Annotated in this window: 13 protein-coding genes; 8 read left to right on the forward strand and 5 right to left on the reverse strand. The window is 35.1% G+C overall.

Going from position 1 to position 16,356, the window contains the following annotated elements:
* Positions 1 to 217: 217 nt before the first annotated feature.
* On the forward strand, positions 218 to 1,579 hold the full coding sequence (locus BXU10_RS17890; protein WP_078228922.1) for a rhodanese-related sulfurtransferase: 1,362 nt from the start codon (positions 218 to 220) through the stop codon (positions 1,577 to 1,579).
* A gap of 85 nt (positions 1,580 to 1,664) precedes the next feature.
* On the opposite strand, the gene BXU10_RS17895 is transcribed toward BXU10_RS17890, so the two are convergent.
* The 5 genes from BXU10_RS17895 to BXU10_RS17915 all read right to left on the reverse strand — a co-directional run bounded on the left by BXU10_RS17895 (position 1,665) and on the right by BXU10_RS17915 (position 5,860).
* Positions 1,665 to 2,621 carry a hypothetical protein gene (locus BXU10_RS17895; protein WP_123922046.1) on the reverse strand — a complete coding sequence of 319 codons (957 nt, stop codon included), beginning with the start codon at positions 2,619 to 2,621 and terminating at the stop codon, positions 1,665 to 1,667.
* A gap of 19 nt (positions 2,622 to 2,640) precedes the next feature.
* Entirely contained in the window at positions 2,641 to 3,588 is a 948-nt protein-coding gene (locus BXU10_RS17900; RefSeq protein ID WP_078228924.1) for a DUF6175 family protein, read from the reverse strand.
* A 66-nt stretch (positions 3,589 to 3,654) separates the two neighbouring features.
* Positions 3,655 to 3,807, reverse strand: a complete 153-nt coding sequence (locus BXU10_RS25055; RefSeq protein WP_189328108.1) for a hypothetical protein — start codon at positions 3,805 to 3,807, stop codon at positions 3,655 to 3,657.
* A 276-nt stretch (positions 3,808 to 4,083) separates the two neighbouring features.
* Positions 4,084 to 4,596, reverse strand: coding sequence for a hypothetical protein (locus tag BXU10_RS17910; RefSeq protein WP_078228926.1), 513 nt, complete (start codon positions 4,594 to 4,596; stop codon positions 4,084 to 4,086).
* Between the two features lie 16 nt (positions 4,597 to 4,612).
* Positions 4,613 to 5,860 carry a hypothetical protein gene (locus BXU10_RS17915; protein WP_078228927.1) on the reverse strand — a complete coding sequence of 416 codons (1,248 nt, stop codon included), beginning with the start codon at positions 5,858 to 5,860 and terminating at the stop codon, positions 4,613 to 4,615.
* A 560-nt stretch (positions 5,861 to 6,420) separates the two neighbouring features.
* Here BXU10_RS17915 and BXU10_RS17920 point away from each other — a divergent pair.
* The 7 genes from BXU10_RS17920 to BXU10_RS17950 all read left to right on the forward strand — a co-directional run bounded on the left by BXU10_RS17920 (position 6,421) and on the right by BXU10_RS17950 (position 16,355).
* Positions 6,421 to 7,779, forward strand: a complete 1,359-nt coding sequence (locus BXU10_RS17920) for a regulatory iron-sulfur-containing complex subunit RicT (protein WP_078228928.1) — start codon at positions 6,421 to 6,423, stop codon at positions 7,777 to 7,779.
* Positions 7,763 to 8,242, forward strand: coding sequence for a gliding motility lipoprotein GldH (locus tag BXU10_RS17925; protein ID WP_078228929.1), 480 nt, complete (start codon positions 7,763 to 7,765; stop codon positions 8,240 to 8,242). The genes BXU10_RS17920 and BXU10_RS17925 overlap by 17 nt, the downstream gene beginning before the upstream one ends.
* Before the next feature lie 9 nt (positions 8,243 to 8,251).
* Positions 8,252 to 10,561, forward strand: coding sequence for a penicillin-binding protein 1A (locus BXU10_RS17930; protein WP_078228930.1), 2,310 nt, complete (start codon positions 8,252 to 8,254; stop codon positions 10,559 to 10,561).
* Between the two features lie 167 nt (positions 10,562 to 10,728).
* Positions 10,729 to 11,430 carry a CoA transferase subunit A gene (locus tag BXU10_RS17935; RefSeq protein ID WP_078228931.1) on the forward strand — a complete coding sequence of 234 codons (702 nt, stop codon included), beginning with the start codon at positions 10,729 to 10,731 and terminating at the stop codon, positions 11,428 to 11,430.
* A gap of 90 nt (positions 11,431 to 11,520) precedes the next feature.
* Positions 11,521 to 12,411, forward strand: coding sequence for a class A beta-lactamase, subclass A2 (bla, locus tag BXU10_RS17940; protein ID WP_078228932.1), 891 nt, complete (start codon positions 11,521 to 11,523; stop codon positions 12,409 to 12,411).
* 91 nt (positions 12,412 to 12,502) lie between these two features.
* Positions 12,503 to 13,156 carry a CoA transferase subunit B gene (locus tag BXU10_RS17945; RefSeq protein WP_078228933.1) on the forward strand — a complete coding sequence of 218 codons (654 nt, stop codon included), beginning with the start codon at positions 12,503 to 12,505 and terminating at the stop codon, positions 13,154 to 13,156.
* A 433-nt stretch (positions 13,157 to 13,589) separates the two neighbouring features.
* Positions 13,590 to 16,355 carry a M4 family metallopeptidase gene (locus BXU10_RS17950; protein ID WP_078228934.1) on the forward strand — a complete coding sequence of 922 codons (2,766 nt, stop codon included), beginning with the start codon at positions 13,590 to 13,592 and terminating at the stop codon, positions 16,353 to 16,355.
* The last annotated feature ends 1 nt before the right edge of the window (position 16,356 follow it).

Genomic DNA, 16,356 nt, shown 5'->3' on the forward strand with positions numbered 1-16,356 from the left:
TTATTTGAAGCTATTCCGGCTGTCCGCTCTATCTTTTGTGCCGAACCCCTGCACAAAAGGATGCCGCTCCCATCCGGGCTAAAAATCAAAGTCTCAAAGACCTTTAGGTTTTCAACGACTTTTTAAAACATAGGAACTTAGAATCTTTGCAACTTAAGCGCTTTTTTCTAACTTTGCACCTTTCAAAAAATAATTCTAAACTTAAACTGTTTATAGCATGCAACTGTACAACACCTTAAGCGCAGAAGAAAGAGCCATCATGATCGATCATGCCGGTAAACAACGACTAACGTTGTCTTTCTATGCGTATGCCAAAATTCAAGATCCCAAAAAATTTCGCGACGATTTATTTATAGCCTGGAACAAGCTAGATGCTTTAGGCCGAATTTACGTTGCCACAGAAGGAATAAATGCTCAAATGAGTATTCCTGAAGAAAATCTGGAGGCTTTTAGAGCCACTCTCGAAGTTTACGATTTCATGAAAGGCATCCGTTTAAATGAAGCAGTAGAACATGACGACCATTCCTTTTTAAAATTGACTATTAAAGTTCGCGATAAAATTGTTGCTGACGGTTTAAACGACGAAACATTTGATGTAACCGATATAGGTATTCACCTGAAAGCTAAAGAATTTAACGAAATTCTTGATGATCCAAATACAATTGTGGTTGATTTTAGAAATCATTACGAAAGTGAAGTAGGGCATTTTAAAAACGCTATCACTCCCGATGTGGAGACTTTCAGAGAGAGTCTGCCGATTATCAACGAACAGCTTCAAAATCATAAGGAAGATAAAAACCTCGTAATGTACTGCACAGGTGGAATTCGTTGTGAAAAAGCAAGTGCTTATTTTAAACATCAGGGTTTTAAAAATGTTTTTCAGTTAGAAGGCGGAATCATCAATTATGCTAAACAGCTTAAAGAAGAAGGTTTGGAAAGCAAGTTTATCGGGAAAAACTTTGTATTTGATAATCGCCTTGGCGAAAGAATTACAGATGATATTATCTCACAATGTCACCAATGCGGAAAACCTTGTGACAATCACACCAATTGCGAGAACGACGGCTGTCATTTATTGTTTATTCAATGTGATGAATGTAAGGCAGCTATGCAAAACTGCTGTTCTGCAGAATGTCTTGAAGTGGTAAACATGCCTTTGGTAGATCAGGTCAGGTTAAGAGCAGGAAAACAGGTTGGGAACAAGGTTTTCAGAAAAGGAAAATCAGAGAATTTAAAATTCAAACATTCAGGAGAGTTACCTGATGCTGCTTTAGCTTCTGCAGAAAAGCCAATTGATATCCGTCAAAAGGTAAAAGTGAAAAAAGTATTACTGGGCAAAGCCGAACATTACTACGTAAAAGCACAAGTTGGACAATTTACCGTTGAAAACCACGAATTGAACAGCGGTGATAAAATCTTAATTTCAGGTCCCACAACAGGGGATCAGGAATTGGTTTTAGAAAAGTTAATTGTAAATGGAGCAGAAACTTCATCTGCTACTATTGGCGATAAAGTCACTTTCGAAGTTCCGTTCAGAATCCGGTTGTCAGATAAAATATATAAGATTTTGGCTTACTAACCTTAGTGTGTAAATCTTTAAATCAAAAAAACACTCATAAATTGGGTGTTTTTTTGTTGTAATTTCTAAATAAAGATGATTTTAATTACCACCAACCAATAACAGTATAGTTTATGGATGTTGATTTCGCATAAGCAACAGCTATATCTCTTTCTGCTTTCAGGGCCGCTTTCTCAGCAGCAACTTCATCCTGATAGACCTTCATTCTAAAATTCCATTCTCTTTTTTCATCAGCCAGAATTTTAGCTGCAATTTTATTAGAGAATTCCTGAGCTTCCTTATAGCAACTGGCATTTGGGCTTATTTGAATTAAGGATTCGCCTGCAGAACTGGCACCATATTCGTTTTGACTGCCATTCCAGCTGTTTTTTGCCTCAGCTAATCTAATTTTGCATTCATTATCAATGAATTGTTTGTAGATTGTTTTTGCAACAGGAGCACTTTTATCATAACATGCTTTGCATTCTCCGGGAATTGTGGACAATTTAAATAATGCTGAATCAAATTGGTTTTGACTTGCCAATACCTTCGCCTCTTTAATTATCAAATCACATTTAAGATTGTAATATTCTATAATTTTCGATTTTCCTTTACTAATAAAAGCTTGATATTGCGGATCATTTACCTTTATATTTTTCAGGGCCGACATATAGGCTTTGGTTTCATTTTCTCCAACTCCTTTTAAAGTTAAAGAACAAGAAGAAAATTTAATGCCTTCCATACCATCACCAATATATAGATTTAGGCCCAAAGTATACGCCTGCATAGGTGGTGCAGTTGGTGTAATGTCTTTTGTTAGAACCACTACATTGGCCGTGATGATAAATCTGGAGTCACCAGAACTAACTCCTGCACCATTTGCCAGTACAATTTGTGAGAGTTTGTTTTCGAGATTGTTTCTTGCAATTTCAGTCAATCCTTCTACTTGTTCCGGTACATAGGCCGTAAGTTCAATCTGCGAACCGGCTTGAGATGCGCCGGACGTTTGAGCTTTTGCAATCATTATTGCAAACAAAAACAGTATTAAAAATATTTTTTTCATTTTTTTAAATGTTTATGATTTATTTCTCACCTACAACAATTGAAGCTTGTCCTAATCCTTTTGTCATCAATTTTGACTCAATTTTGTAAGTGTCTTTTAAAAATTTCTGAAGTCCTTTTGCCCAGCCTCTTGCATCTATTGCTTTTCCGTTGGCATCAAAAAGCGGAATTCTGACTTGTTCGAAAAGCATCATGTTTTCAGTAACATCAGTAGCGCTAAAACGTCCTTTTACGGTATTGTTCTTCATCCAATTGTCTATTTGATTCCCTAATTCGTCTCCGCCGTAATCTGTTTCAAAATCTCCGGCAAACGAATCAAATTTTTTCAATCTGACAGTAATCTCTCTTCCATTTGCAAAAAGATCATCAAAGTGGCTCATCAATTGTACATTAAAATTATCAATATGCGATAAAACAGCCGTTTCTAACATAACCGGAAGATTAGAGCCTATTAACTCGCTACCTGTTCCTGAAGCTCCTGCAACTTGTTTGTCAGTATAAGCATCTAGTCCCTGAATGGTAAATGTTACAGAATGTTTAGGTCCCATGTTGTTCACATTCCAAGTTACCTGCATAATAATGTCTGCTTTAGCGACTTTTTTTAATTTATCAACCGGACTTTCAGCAATTCCTGCGCCACTCGTTTTGCTTGTTAGCATGGCATTTTCTGCAGCTTCACTTTCTAAGGATTTTATGGCTGATTCCATGTTTTTTAAAGGAAATCCTCTGGCAGCCATCAACTCATTGATTTTACTAATTACAGTTATAAGTTCTGAACTTTCCTGAAGTGCTGTTTTATAATCCGGTACTTTTACATAAGTTCCCTGATTGTCAAATTCTAGCATATAACCTCTTTGATTACACCAAACATCGCTTGGTACCACCATAATTGTTGGTTTTTTTGCCTGTGCATTAAGCATCATTGTTGCATTTATAAAAAGCGCAACTATTAAAACAATTCTTTTCATTAGTATAGATTATTTAATTATTTGGTCCTGAACCAGTTTTTTTTAAATTAGATTGTAAAACCGTGATCACGATTCCAATAGTGGTTTTATTTGCTGAAGGTATAATGACAGCATTTTTTCTGATTTATCTGCATCAATGAAATTCAGGTAAATACCTTTGTCTGAAAAAAAATCATCAAAATAAGCTTTGTTTTTTTCGTAAGCATTTACTTCTGTCACCAGCGGTTTTGTGTTGCAATTTGGTTTTCCGTCTAATATCCCCTGAAACAATATGGCCTCTAACGCATTTTTTTTAGCCTGACTTATAGCTTCATTTTTGTTTTCGCCTTTGCTCCAGGCTTTAAGAACTATTGTGCCATTGATTTATTATCTAAACATTCTGTTTTGTAATTGTAATTTCCTGCTACAGACGTAGAAAATGGCTTACATCCAAAAAGTAAAGGCATGGAAATACAAAAGGAAATAATTACAGCTTTTCTTTTCATTTTCAGAATCTTAGAAACCACTAGAAAGAGATTTAATAACTCCGGCATTTTCTAAATCTTTTCTAAGTTCTGCAACATTTACAGAAACGATTACGCCAATTTTGTATTCTTTTCCAATTTTCATTCTGTCTTCAGCGGCAACTGCACCGGCATTAGATAAGGTTACGAACTTTAAATATTTACCACCTTCTTCAAAAAAAGGTTTAAAAAAATCTTCTTTTTCGACTTCTAAATTCGGATTGTTAGCTAATGGACTTTGGCCAGGAATTCCTGCCTTTCCTGAAAATCCCTTAAAAATTACACCGTGAATTGCATTTTTCTTGGATTGTTCTGTAGCTAGTTCCGGTTTTTTAGAATAAGACCAAACCTTAATTAAATAAGTTCCCTGAGTACCTGTTTGTACAGCTTCAATTTCATAGCGCCAGGCTTGAGTGTCTTTATTCTCTCTTCTTTGAGATTGAACAGTATTGGTGTAGAATATTGTCACTAAAAATAAAGTCAAAATCAGTTTTAGGTTGTTCATATTAAGATATTTGTAATTAATTAATTTGTCTAATCAACATTCCAGGATAATATTTGCTTCCTCCATCGAAAGTTGTCGATTGTATAGATTTAATTTCCGCACCATTTTCATCTGTTACAGGAAGTCCCATATTATATCGGTTGTCCCATATCTGATTTTTTTCAACTTTTATAATACCTTTCTTTTTGTACTCGATAACTCCTGTTTTAGGATCCATGTTTGCTTCTAAAACTTCGAATTTCTCTCCCCCTTCAAGGCCTTCTTTCAATCCTATTTTTGCTGTTATTGGGTTTCCTGTAAATAGTGGTACTTTAGTTTTGAAAACATCATAATTTTTTTGAAGTTTTGAATATACTTTGTCAATATTTCGAGTAACAGATAAATCAATTATTTGATCTTCGGTTCTTTTTTGAGATAAAGAAAAAGTTACAAGACTAGTTGAATTCTCGGATCCTATAAATTCAAGTTGAAATAATTCTGATTGATCAAATGCTGCTTTTTTTTGTGCAATATTTTCCTGAGTCGTTTTATCTATCCATAAATCCTGATAAAAAGTGTTGCTGGTAGCATCGTCCCATTTTAATTTGTATAAATAAGAAGTAGTCCAAACAGAATATCCTTCTTTTGCTTTTTCATATGCTTTGTCAGCAGCATCAATTGCTTTATTTCTTAAAAGCGATATTGTTATTGCGTTGGCAGTCTGTATAGCAACCTCTCTGGCAACCCTTGCAACAGGTTCGTTTTCGTAGAACTTCATTTTTGATACCACAACAAAGGTGTTGTTGATCAATTCTAAACCTGCAGATTCCAGTATTGCTTTTCCTTCAGCAGATGCTTCAGCAGTTTTAATATCAGTAAATGATGCATTTAGAAGGCCTCTTTGGCTTATTAATCCAATATCAAATGTGCCATCAGTTTTTCTGTCAAACCATTTTGCAACTAATTTGTTAGCAATTTTATTTTGTTGCAAATACTGTCCTATAGCAGCAATAGTTTCTTTTTCTGTAGATTCTTTTACAATTCCGTATTTTTTCAAATCAAATGATTTTTCTCCAATAGTATGATTGTCATATTTATCTGGAAAAGGGGCGTTATAATACGCCTGTATAACTTTTTCTTTTCTTGGGAAATTTTCAGATTCTATTAAAATGGTGTGTAAAGAACTTCTGCGATATTTTGCATCTATCACATCCTTATTGGATTGTGCAAAATTTGTTGAAGTAATAGTAGTCAGTAAGATAAGGAGTAGTTTTTTTAATTTCATATAATTTTTTATATTTTCTTACTCTTTTGGATTTTCAGTTACTCCCCGTTTTTTCAGTGGTTTCTAGTCTCCACTATTACTATAATTGGGTCTAAATTGTAGAATATTTTTTCGCAACACTTATTTTTAAGAAATATACTACAAATAAAAAAAGCATTTTTGATTTCTTTTTTAATAAAATCAAATTTAGAGATAAAAATTAAAAACCATTAATGAGAATTTTCTGCAATTATACTACGAACCTTACAACAAAGCAAATTATACTGGTTATTTTTTTTTAACAAAAATGAATTGATTTTTATTTTTTTTTCGTATCTAATTGTAAGATAATGTACTAACCATTTAAACTGAGTTTTTGATTTTTTTATAAAGCCATTCTTGAAATTGATTTAATTATGGAAAAAGATTTTAAAACTTACTTTCTATCATTTAAATCAGGTTTTTATATTTAACACCCCTTTAGTTTTAATCCATAAAACGCAAACTAAAAAAAATACTATCTTTACCGATCAAACGTTTATGAACTTAAGTTGCACTTTTGCAACACTACATATAGAATTATGGCATGTACAAGTTGTTCAACCTCTGATGGTGGCGCACCAAAGGGTTGTAAAAATAATGGGACTTGCGGTACCGACAGCTGCAATAAATTAACGGTTTTTGATTGGCTCGCGAACATGAGTCCGTCTAATGGAGAGGCAATTTTTGATTGTGTTGAGGTACGTTTTAAAAACGGACGCAAGGAATTCTTTAGAAATTCAGAGAAATTAACTTTAAGTATTGGTGATATTGTAGCAACTGTTGCTTCACCAGGACATGATATCGGAATTGTTACTTTGACAGGCGAATTGGTAAAAATTCAAATGAAGAAAAAAGGGGTAAATCCTGATAGTAACGAAATTCCTAAAATTTACAGAAAAGCATCTCAAAAAGATATTGATATTTGGTCTGTGGCTCGTGATCGAGAGGAACCGATGAAAGTTCGTGCTCGTGAACTGGCAATTCAGCACAAACTGGAAATGAAAATTTCGGATATCGAGTTTCAGGGAGACGGATCAAAGGCAACATTTTACTACACAGCAAACGATCGTGTCGATTTTAGAATGCTGATTAAGGATTTTGCAAAAGAATTCAGTACAAGGGTCGAAATGAAACAGGTTGGTTTCCGTCAGGAAGCGGCACGCCTGGGCGGAATCGGTTCTTGCGGACGTGAACTTTGCTGTTCAACCTGGCTGACAGACTTTAGAAGTGTCAACACATCGGCAGCACGTTACCAGCAATTGTCTCTTAATCCGCAAAAATTAGCCGGACAATGCGGAAAATTGAAATGTTGTCTCAACTATGAATTAGACACGTACATGGATGCGTTGAAGGATTTTCCGGATTATGATACTAAATTAGTAACCGAAAAAGGGGATGCTATTTGTCAGAAACAGGATATTTTTAAAGGGTTAATGTGGTTTGCTTACACGAACAATTTTGCAAACTGGCATGTTTTAAAAATTGATCAGGTAAAAGAAATTATTGCAGAAAATAAACAGAAAAACAAAGTTTCTTCATTAGAAGATTTTGCTATTGAAGTAACTTCAGAGCCTGAAAAAGACTTTAATAACGCAATGGGTCAGGAAAGTTTAACGCGTTTTGACCAGCCTAAAAAGAAGAAAAAGCCAAACCGCAAACGCAAGCAGAATGCTGAACCTGCAATAGTAGCGACTCCTGCCAAACCTCAACAGGGAAATAATAATAATAAGCCTGCAGCAGGAAATAATAATAGGCCGAACAATAATAAACCCAATAATCAGAATAAATCAAACAATAACAATAAACCCAATCATTCGAATAAACCCAAATCGAATGATAATAAACCAGCTGAACCAAGGAAACCTATAATTATTACTAAAAATGAGAATAAAAAATAGCGGAATTCTTCTTTTGGCAGCCGTACTTCTTTTTTCATGTGATAAAAAAAGAGTATTTGATGAGTACAAATCTGTTGGAAGTGCCTGGCACAAAGACAGTATTGTAACCTTCGATTTGCCAGTATTAGACTCTACAAAACGATATAATTTGTTTGTAAATTTGAGAGATAACAACAATTATCCTTTTAAAAATCTGTTTTTAATTGTTTCTCTCGAAATGCCAAATGGCTTTACAAAAATTGATACATTAGAATATGATATGGCTGATGCCGAAGGTAATCTGTTAGGAAACGGATTTACGGATATTAAAGAAAGTAAATTGTTTTACAAAGAAAATGTAAAGTTTAGAGGAAAATATAAAGTAAATATCAAACAAGCTGTCAGGCAGTCAGGAAAAATTCCGGGAGTTCAGGAATTAGAAGGTATTACAGATGTAGGTTTTAGAATAGAACAAAAAGATTAGAAAATAGTTATGGCTACTAAAAAAAACAATCAAACAAATAGTATAAAAGATATTAAATACTATCAAAAAAAATTCTGGAGATTTTTTGCTTATGGATTAGTTGGTATTCTTGCCTTCTTTTTATTTGCTTCATGGGGTATTTTTGGGTCTATGCCATCTTTTGAAGACTTAGAAAACCCGGATTCTAATTTAGCCACTGAAATTATCTCTTCAGATGGAGTTGTTATTGGAAAGTATTTTAAAACAAACAGGTCTCAATTGAAATATTCGGATTTACCGAAAAACTTAGTAGAAGCTCTGGTCGCTACAGAAGATGCCCGTTTTTATGAACATTCAGGAATTGACGGGCGTGGTACTTTAAGAGCTATTTTTACGTTAGGTACAAATGGTGGTGCGAGCACGCTGACACAGCAATTGGCAAAACAATTATTTCATGGAGAAGGATCTAAATTTCTTCCTTTCAGAATAGTGCAAAAAATAAAAGAATGGATTATTGCCATCCGTCTGGAAAGACAATATACCAAAAATGAAATTCTGGCGATGTATTGCAACGTTTATGATTTCGGAAATTATTCAGTTGGGGTAAGTTCAGCTGCACAGACTTATTTTTCCAAAGATCCCAAAGACTTAACAGTAGATGAATCGGCCATTTTGGTTGGAATGTTCAAAAACTCAGGTTTATATAATCCGGTTCGTAATCCAGAGGGTGTTAAAAATCGTCGTGATGTAGTACTGGGCCAAATGGTGAAAGCAAAGATGATTACCGAGTCTCAAAAAGAAAAATACAAGGCATTACCAATTTCTTTAAAATTCAAACTTGAAAGCCACCGTGAGGGAATGGCAACTTATTTCCGGGAATTTCTTCGCGATTACATGAAGAAATGGATGGCAGAAAATAAAAAAACGGACGGTTCTGATTATGATATTTATAAAGATGGCCTGAAAATATATACAACTATCGATTCAAGAATGCAGGGCTATGCAGAAGAAGCTGTAGCAGAACACATGAAGAATCTGCAACAGCAGTTTTTTATTGAAATGAAAACCAATAAAAATGCGCCTTTTGTAAATATTACCAAAGCTGAAACAGACAGAATCATGATGCAGGCGATGAAAAATTCTGTTCGTTGGGCCCAGATGAAAGAAATGGACAAAAGCGAAGATGATATCATTGCTTCATTCAAAGTAAAAACAAAAATGAGAATCTTTACCTGGAAAGGAGAGCGTGATACGACTATGACGCCAATGGATTCCATTCGTTATTACAAGCACTTTTTACAATCTGGTTTAATGGCAATGGAACCACAAACCGGAAATATCAAAGCATGGGTTGGAGGAATTAATTATAAATATTTCCAATACGATCACGTAGGGCAGGGGGCGAGACAAGTAGGTTCTACTTTTAAGCCTTTTGTTTATGCTACAGCAATTGAACAATTAAATATGTCGCCTTGTGATTCAATCTTAGACGGACCGTTTATGATTCACAAAGGACGCCATCACGTAACAGAGGACTGGGAACCAAAAAACTCAAACCATACCTATCGCGGGATGGTAACTTTAAAACAGGCGTTAGCCGGTTCCATCAATACCGTTTCTGCAAAATTAATAGACAGAACTGGTCCTGAGGCTGTTGTAGAGCTTACACGAAAATTAGGCGTTAAAACTGAAATTCCGGTACAGCCTTCTATCGCATTGGGAGCTGTTGATATTACGGTTGAAGATATGGTTGCCGCATACAGTACATTTGCGAATCAGGGTGTATATGTGAAACCTCAGTTTTTGAGCCGTATTGAGAATAAAAGCGGAGAGGTGATTTATGAACCAATTCCTGAATCACACGACGTTTTAAACAAAGACATTGCTTTTGCTGTGATCAAATTGCTTCAGGGTGTTACAGAGACAGGCTCGGGAGCTCGTTTGCGTACGCAAGGAGGGGGTAGTGGAGACAACCGTTGGACAGGTTATCCGTATATGTTTACGAACCCTATTGCGGGTAAAACCGGAACAACGCAAAATCAGTCAGATGGATGGTTTATGGGAATGGTTCCAAATTTAGTTACAGGAGTTTGGGTTGGCTGCGAGGACCGTTCGGCACGATTCAAAAGTTTAACTTACGGACAGGGAGCTACAGCTGCATTGCCGGTTTGGGCTTACTTTATGAAAAAATGTTATGCTGATCCTGCACTTCAGGTTTCAAAATCAGAGTTTGAGCGTCCGGCGAATCTTTCAATCAAAGTAGATTGTTACACCAGACCTGCTGCCGTTGTAAAAGATACTACTCAGACAGAACAAAATACAGAAGAGTTCGAACTATAGCTTTAGCTTTTTAAATTTAAAAATATCCTTTTGTTACCATCTTAAATAAGATGAATGCAAAAGGATATTTTTTTGATATACAATAGATTTATTTTTACGAAATCGTTATAATTCAATCTAAAAATCTTATTTTTATCAAAATTACCCAGTAATAAAGACAGTTTGTTATGATTACAAAAAAAGTAAACAGTGTACACGACGCAATAACAGGTATCGAATCCGGAATGACCATTATGTTTGGAGGATTTGGTTTATGCGGAATTCCTGAAAATACCATTGCATCCTTAGTAAAAACTCCAATTACTGATTTAATCTGCATCTCTAATAATGCAGGCGTTGATGATTTTGGTCTAGGTTTGTTGCTTCAAAAAAGACAAATCAAAAAAATGATTTCTTCCTACGTTGGAGAAAATGCTGAGTTCGAACGTCAGATGCTTTCAGGTGAACTCGAAGTTGAATTAACGCCTCAGGGAACTTTGGCTGAAAAATGCCGTGCTGCTCAGGCCGGAATTCCTGCTTTTTTTACTCCTGCAGGCTACGGAACTGAAGTAGCCGAAGGGAAAGAAATTCGAGAATTCAACGGAAAAATGCACATTATGGAACACGCTTTCAAGGCCGATTTTGCCATTGTAAAAGCATGGAAAGGCGATGAAGCAGGAAATTTAATCTTCAAAGGAACAGCCAGAAATTTCAACGCCTGCATGGCGGGTGCTGCAAAAATTACCATTGCTGAGGTAGAAGAGCTGGTTCCGGTTGGTACTTTAGATCCAAACCAAATCCATATTCCGGGAATTATGGTACAGCGTATTTTTGAGGGAGAAAAATTTGAAAAACGTATAGAACAACGTACTGTAAGACAAAGGAATTAGATAATGAGATAATTTGTCAATTAAATAAATATTGAGTGTAAGGAAGAGCATTTGTCTAATTATCAAATTAACACATTCAAAATTAATAAGATGACTAAACTTTTTTATACAATTCTGGTTTCTTTTTTATCGTTTCACACTTTTGCCCAAAGTACAAATGAACTTCGTGAAAAATTAGATCAGATTATTTTAGGAAAGAATGCAACGGTTGGGATTTCTATTAAGAATATTGAAGATAAAGATACTTTGAGTATTAATGGAAAACTAAAAGCTCCGTTGATGAGCGTTTTTAAATTTCATATTGCTTTAGCAGTTTTAAGCCAGGTTGATCATGGAAAACTTTCATTAGACCAAAAGATTTTTATTAAAAAGAAAGATTTACTTCCTGATACCTGGAGTCCTATCAGAGAAGATTTTCCAGAAGGGAATATTTACTTAACTCTGGATAAATTGCTGCGTTATACTGTTTCGCATAGCGATAATAATGGATGTGATATATTGATCAATTTAGTTGGAGGTACAAAAACAGTACAAAAATTTATAAATAAACAAGGAATTAAGGATTTCGTTATCAAGGTCAACGAAGAGCAAATGCAATCTTGGGAAAACCTTTATGTAAATACTTCAACTCCTTTAGCAACAACTGAATTGCTTGAAAAATTTTATAAAGGAGCAGTTTTAAAAGAAAATACAACCAAATATTTATACCAAATAATGGTAGAAACATCAAGAGGGCTTACCTGGATGAAAGCCGGACTTCCCGAAGGAACGGAATTGGCACACAGAACAGGTATATCAGGAACAAATGATAACAATCTCAGAGTTGCCCTGAATGATGTAGGCATTGTGAAACTTCCAAATGGAAAGCACTTTATTCTTTCGGTTTATTTAAAAGAAATCACTGAAAGCAAAGAAGATACAGAGAAAATAATTGCAGATATTACAAAAGCAACCTGGGAGTATTTTACGAAAAAGAATTAGATAATGAGATAATTTGTCAATTGAATAATTAATGTTCAGTATAACTAGAGCATTATCTAATTGACACATTAAAAAATTGAAACATGAAGATATGTTAACAAAAGAAGATATAGCAAAACGAATTGCAAAAGAAGTAAAAGACGGCTATTTTGTCAATCTTGGTATTGGGATTCCAACACTGGTTGCAAATTATGTAAGAGATGATATTTCCGTAGAATTTCAAAGTGAAAACGGAGTTCTCGGGATGGGACCTTTTCCTTTTGAAGGAGAAGAAGATGCCGATATTATCAATGCGGGAAAACAGACTATTACAACACTCTTGGGGGCGAGTTTCTTTGACTCTGCTTTTAGTTTCGGAATGATCCGTAGCCAGAAAGTTGATTTAACGATTTTGGGAGCGATGGAAGTTTCTGAAAACGGTGATATTGCCAACTGGAAAATTCCGGGTAAAATGGTAAAAGGAATGGGAGGCGCTATGGATTTGGTGGCTTCTGCCGAAAATATCATAGTAGCCATGATGCACGTTAACAAAGCAGGAGAATCTAAAATTCTTAAAAAATGTACTTTACCCTTAACAGGCGTAGGATGCGTTAAAAAAGTAGTAACCGAGCTTGCAGTTCTCGAAGTCACGAAAAATGGTTTTAAGCTCTTAGAACGTGCGCCAGGTGTTTCTGTTGAATATATTATTGCTTCAACTGAAGCGGATTTGATAATTGAAGGAGAAATTCTGGAAATGGAAAGATAATTAATTTCGTTCTGCTAAAATAGGAGGAGGCTGTCCGAAAAGTATGGACAGCCTCTTTTTTATACTAAAATATTTGGACTCCTATTGGAGACGAATTTCATTTATGCAATTCTCAGAGGCTAGCTTCGACTTTTCGGACAGCCTCTTTTTTGTTGAATAAATTCTAAAATGCCTTTCTTTTTTCTATTAATTATTGTTTTACAATATTTTATAATTAAGTAATATATCGTTTTTGATGTAAATTTTTACAAAATCTTTACATATTGTTAAATAAAAGTGAGTTTAAGACAAAAAGTGTTGTATTTTATCGATTAAAGGCAAAATTCGTCGATAAAATAACAAAATTGAAATATTTTTGTCATAAATTAAAGTATTTAGCTACATTAAATATTTTGTTTTAATTTATTTACCAAAATTTTAAACCCCTTTTATTATGGAAAAAAAATTACCAAAAATTGTCACTACGACAGTTATTATGTTCACATTTTCTTTAACCGCATTTTCGCAAATAACAGACAAACGCGTAAGTCAGAAAAATGTATCCGAAAACGGATTACCAAGTTCAATTATCTTTAACGAAAGTGCTTCTTACAAAGATTCCGATTCAAGAAAGGTCTTTCAGGATCAATTAGGGCTAAAAGAGAATCAGTCTTTTGCCAAAATCAGGACCGAAACGGATAAAGATGGTTATACTCATGAAAAATTTCAATTGTATAATCAGGGAATTAAAGTTGAGTTTGCAAACTATAGTCTACATTATAAAAGTGGCAAATTAATTTCTATGAATGGTGAATATTATGACCTTGAAAATGTAGAAATAACACCTAAACTTTCTACAGATGAAGCTTTTAATAAAGCAATAAGCCAAATTGGCGCAAAGCAATATCTGTGGGAGACTCCGCTTGATGCAAAAGAAATGAATTATGAAAAACCAAAAGGAGAATTGGTCCTTTTACCAGCGATGGAAGATCAGGGTCAAAAAAGGACAAGGGATAATGTTCGTTTAGCTTACAAGTTTGATATTTATGCCACAAATCCCGTAAGTCGTGGTGATGTTTACATAGACGCTAGTACCGGAAAAGTTTTATTTTACAATGCAACGATAAAACATCTTGGGAAATATAGCCATGGCAAATCAAAAGCAACAAGTATAGACCACTCAAAAGCATCTTCCAGCTCTAAAGTTGCCATTGTAGCCGCTAATGCAGCTACACGTTATAGCGGAACGCAGGTTATACAAACTACTCTAAGCGGATCTTCTTATAGATTGGCAGATGCAACAAGAGGGTTGGGTATTAATACCTTTAATATGCAAAAAGGAACCAGCTACACTGCTGCAGTAAATTTTACAGATGCAGATAATAACTGGACCGCAGCCGAGTATGCAAATACAAACAAAGATAATGGTGCATTAGACGCCCATTGGGGAGCAGAAAAAACCTATGATTACTGGTCTAGTGTACATGGCAGGAACAGTTTTGATAACGCAGGTACTATCATAAAAAGTTATGTGCATTACAGCAATGCATATGATAATGCTTATTGGAACGGAAGTGTAATGACTTACGGAGATGGCAGTGGAACCTATTTTGATATTTTAACATCTATTGATGTAGCTGGTCATGAAATTGGTCATGCCATTTGTTCCTACACAGCAAACTTAGCTTATCAAAAAGAATCCGGAGCAATGAACGAAGCTTTTTCGGATATTTGGGGAGCCTGTATTGAGTATTTTGCCGCACCAACAAAATCTATCTGGTTAATTGGAGAAGATATAGAAAGAAGATCAGGACATGCTGCTTTACGATCAATGAGTAACCCAAATGCTGAAGGGCAACCAGATACTTATGGCGGAACCTATTGGATAAACCCAAATTGTACACCCACTGAATCCAATGATTATTGCGGAGTGCATACAAATTCTGGAGTCCTAAATCACTGGTTTTATATTCTGGCAGTAGGTAAGACAGGTACAAATGATATTGGAAATGCCTATAACGTTACGGGTATTACAATTGACAAAGCAGCAAAAATAGCGTATCGCCTAGAGAGCGTTTATTTAACAGCTAATTCAACTTTTGCAAATGCAAGAACTTCCGGAATACAATCGGCAATTGATTTATATGGTGCAGGATCAGCTGAGGTTATTGCAACAACAAATGCATTTTATGCAGTTGGGGTTGGAGCAGCTTACAGCAGTTCTACAGATACAACAGCGCCAACGGCACCGGCAAGTCTGGCAGCTTCAGGTACTACAGGCGCAACAACAAACTTATCATGGACGGCCTCAACAGATAATGTAGCTGTTACGGGGTATAATATTTATCAGGGAACAACTTTAAAAGGATCATCCACAACAACAACTTATGCCGTAACAGGTTTAAGCGCTTTAACGGCTTATAGTTTTAGTGTAAAAGCCAAAGATGCTGCAGGAAATCTTTCTGCTTCCAGCAATACTGTAAATATTACTACTACTGCAGCGACTGTAACCTATTGTACTTCTCAGGGAAATAGTGCCGCAGACGAGAGAATTGGTAAAGTGGTATTTGGAACAATTAATAATACTTCAACAGGAACTACCGGTTATGAAAATTACACTGCTGTTTCTACAAATGCAGCAAGAGGAAATGCTTATACTATTACGATTACTCCAAGCTGGACCTCTTCTGTTTATAGCGAAGGTTATGCTGTTTTTATAGATTATAATCAGGATGGTGATTTTGCCGATTCAGGTGAAACTGTTTGGACAAAAGCCACATCAACAACAACTCCGGTAACGGGAACAATCACAATACCGGCAACAGCAACACTTGGAACAACCAGAGTTAGAGTTTCTATGAAATACAACGGAATTCCAACATCTTGTGAGGCTTTCTCTTATGGTCAGGTAGAAGATTATTCGATAAACATTACAGCTTCAGGGGCCATTACAAACGAAGAAATTGCTGCAGGATTAGTCGAAACTACTGAAACTTCAAGTTTTGCATTATACCCAAATCCGGTAGCCGATGAGTTAAATGTATCGTTTTTAAACAATTCAGGGTATACTTTTAAAATTGTAAATACATTAGGACAACAAATTATTACTGGAGCATTTTCAGGAAACCCTATTGATGTAAGTACATTAAATACGGGGGTTTATATTATCGAATTAAATAACGGAAGTAAAAAAATCGTTAAGAAATTTGTTAAGAAATAAT

Source organism: Flavobacterium sp. LM4 (genome assembly GCF_002017935.1).
Classification (GTDB): Bacteria; Bacteroidota; Bacteroidia; order Flavobacteriales; family Flavobacteriaceae; genus Flavobacterium; species Flavobacterium chungangense.

Excerpts from the sequence above, each read along its gene's own strand:
- BXU10_RS17890 (WP_078228922.1), top strand. The coding sequence starts at position 218 with ATGCAACTGTACAACACCTTAAGCGCAGAAGAAAGAGCCATCATGATC.
- BXU10_RS17895 (WP_123922046.1), bottom strand. The coding sequence starts at position 2,621 with ATGAAAAAAATATTTTTAATACTGTTTTTGTTTGCAATAATGATTGCA.
- BXU10_RS17900 (WP_078228924.1), bottom strand. The coding sequence starts at position 3,588 with ATGAAAAGAATTGTTTTAATAGTTGCGCTTTTTATAAATGCAACAATG.
- BXU10_RS17910 (WP_078228926.1), bottom strand. The coding sequence starts at position 4,596 with ATGAACAACCTAAAACTGATTTTGACTTTATTTTTAGTGACAATATTC.
- BXU10_RS17915 (WP_078228927.1), bottom strand. The coding sequence starts at position 5,860 with ATGAAATTAAAAAAACTACTCCTTATCTTACTGACTACTATTACTTCA.
- BXU10_RS17920 (WP_078228928.1), top strand. The coding sequence starts at position 6,421 with ATGGCATGTACAAGTTGTTCAACCTCTGATGGTGGCGCACCAAAGGGT.
- BXU10_RS17925 (WP_078228929.1), top strand. The coding sequence starts at position 7,763 with ATGAGAATAAAAAATAGCGGAATTCTTCTTTTGGCAGCCGTACTTCTT.
- BXU10_RS17930 (WP_078228930.1), top strand. The coding sequence starts at position 8,252 with ATGGCTACTAAAAAAAACAATCAAACAAATAGTATAAAAGATATTAAA.
- BXU10_RS17935 (WP_078228931.1), top strand. The coding sequence starts at position 10,729 with ATGATTACAAAAAAAGTAAACAGTGTACACGACGCAATAACAGGTATC.
- bla (WP_078228932.1), top strand. The coding sequence starts at position 11,521 with ATGACTAAACTTTTTTATACAATTCTGGTTTCTTTTTTATCGTTTCAC.
- BXU10_RS17945 (WP_078228933.1), top strand. The coding sequence starts at position 12,503 with ATGTTAACAAAAGAAGATATAGCAAAACGAATTGCAAAAGAAGTAAAA.
- BXU10_RS17950 (WP_078228934.1), top strand. The coding sequence starts at position 13,590 with ATGGAAAAAAAATTACCAAAAATTGTCACTACGACAGTTATTATGTTC.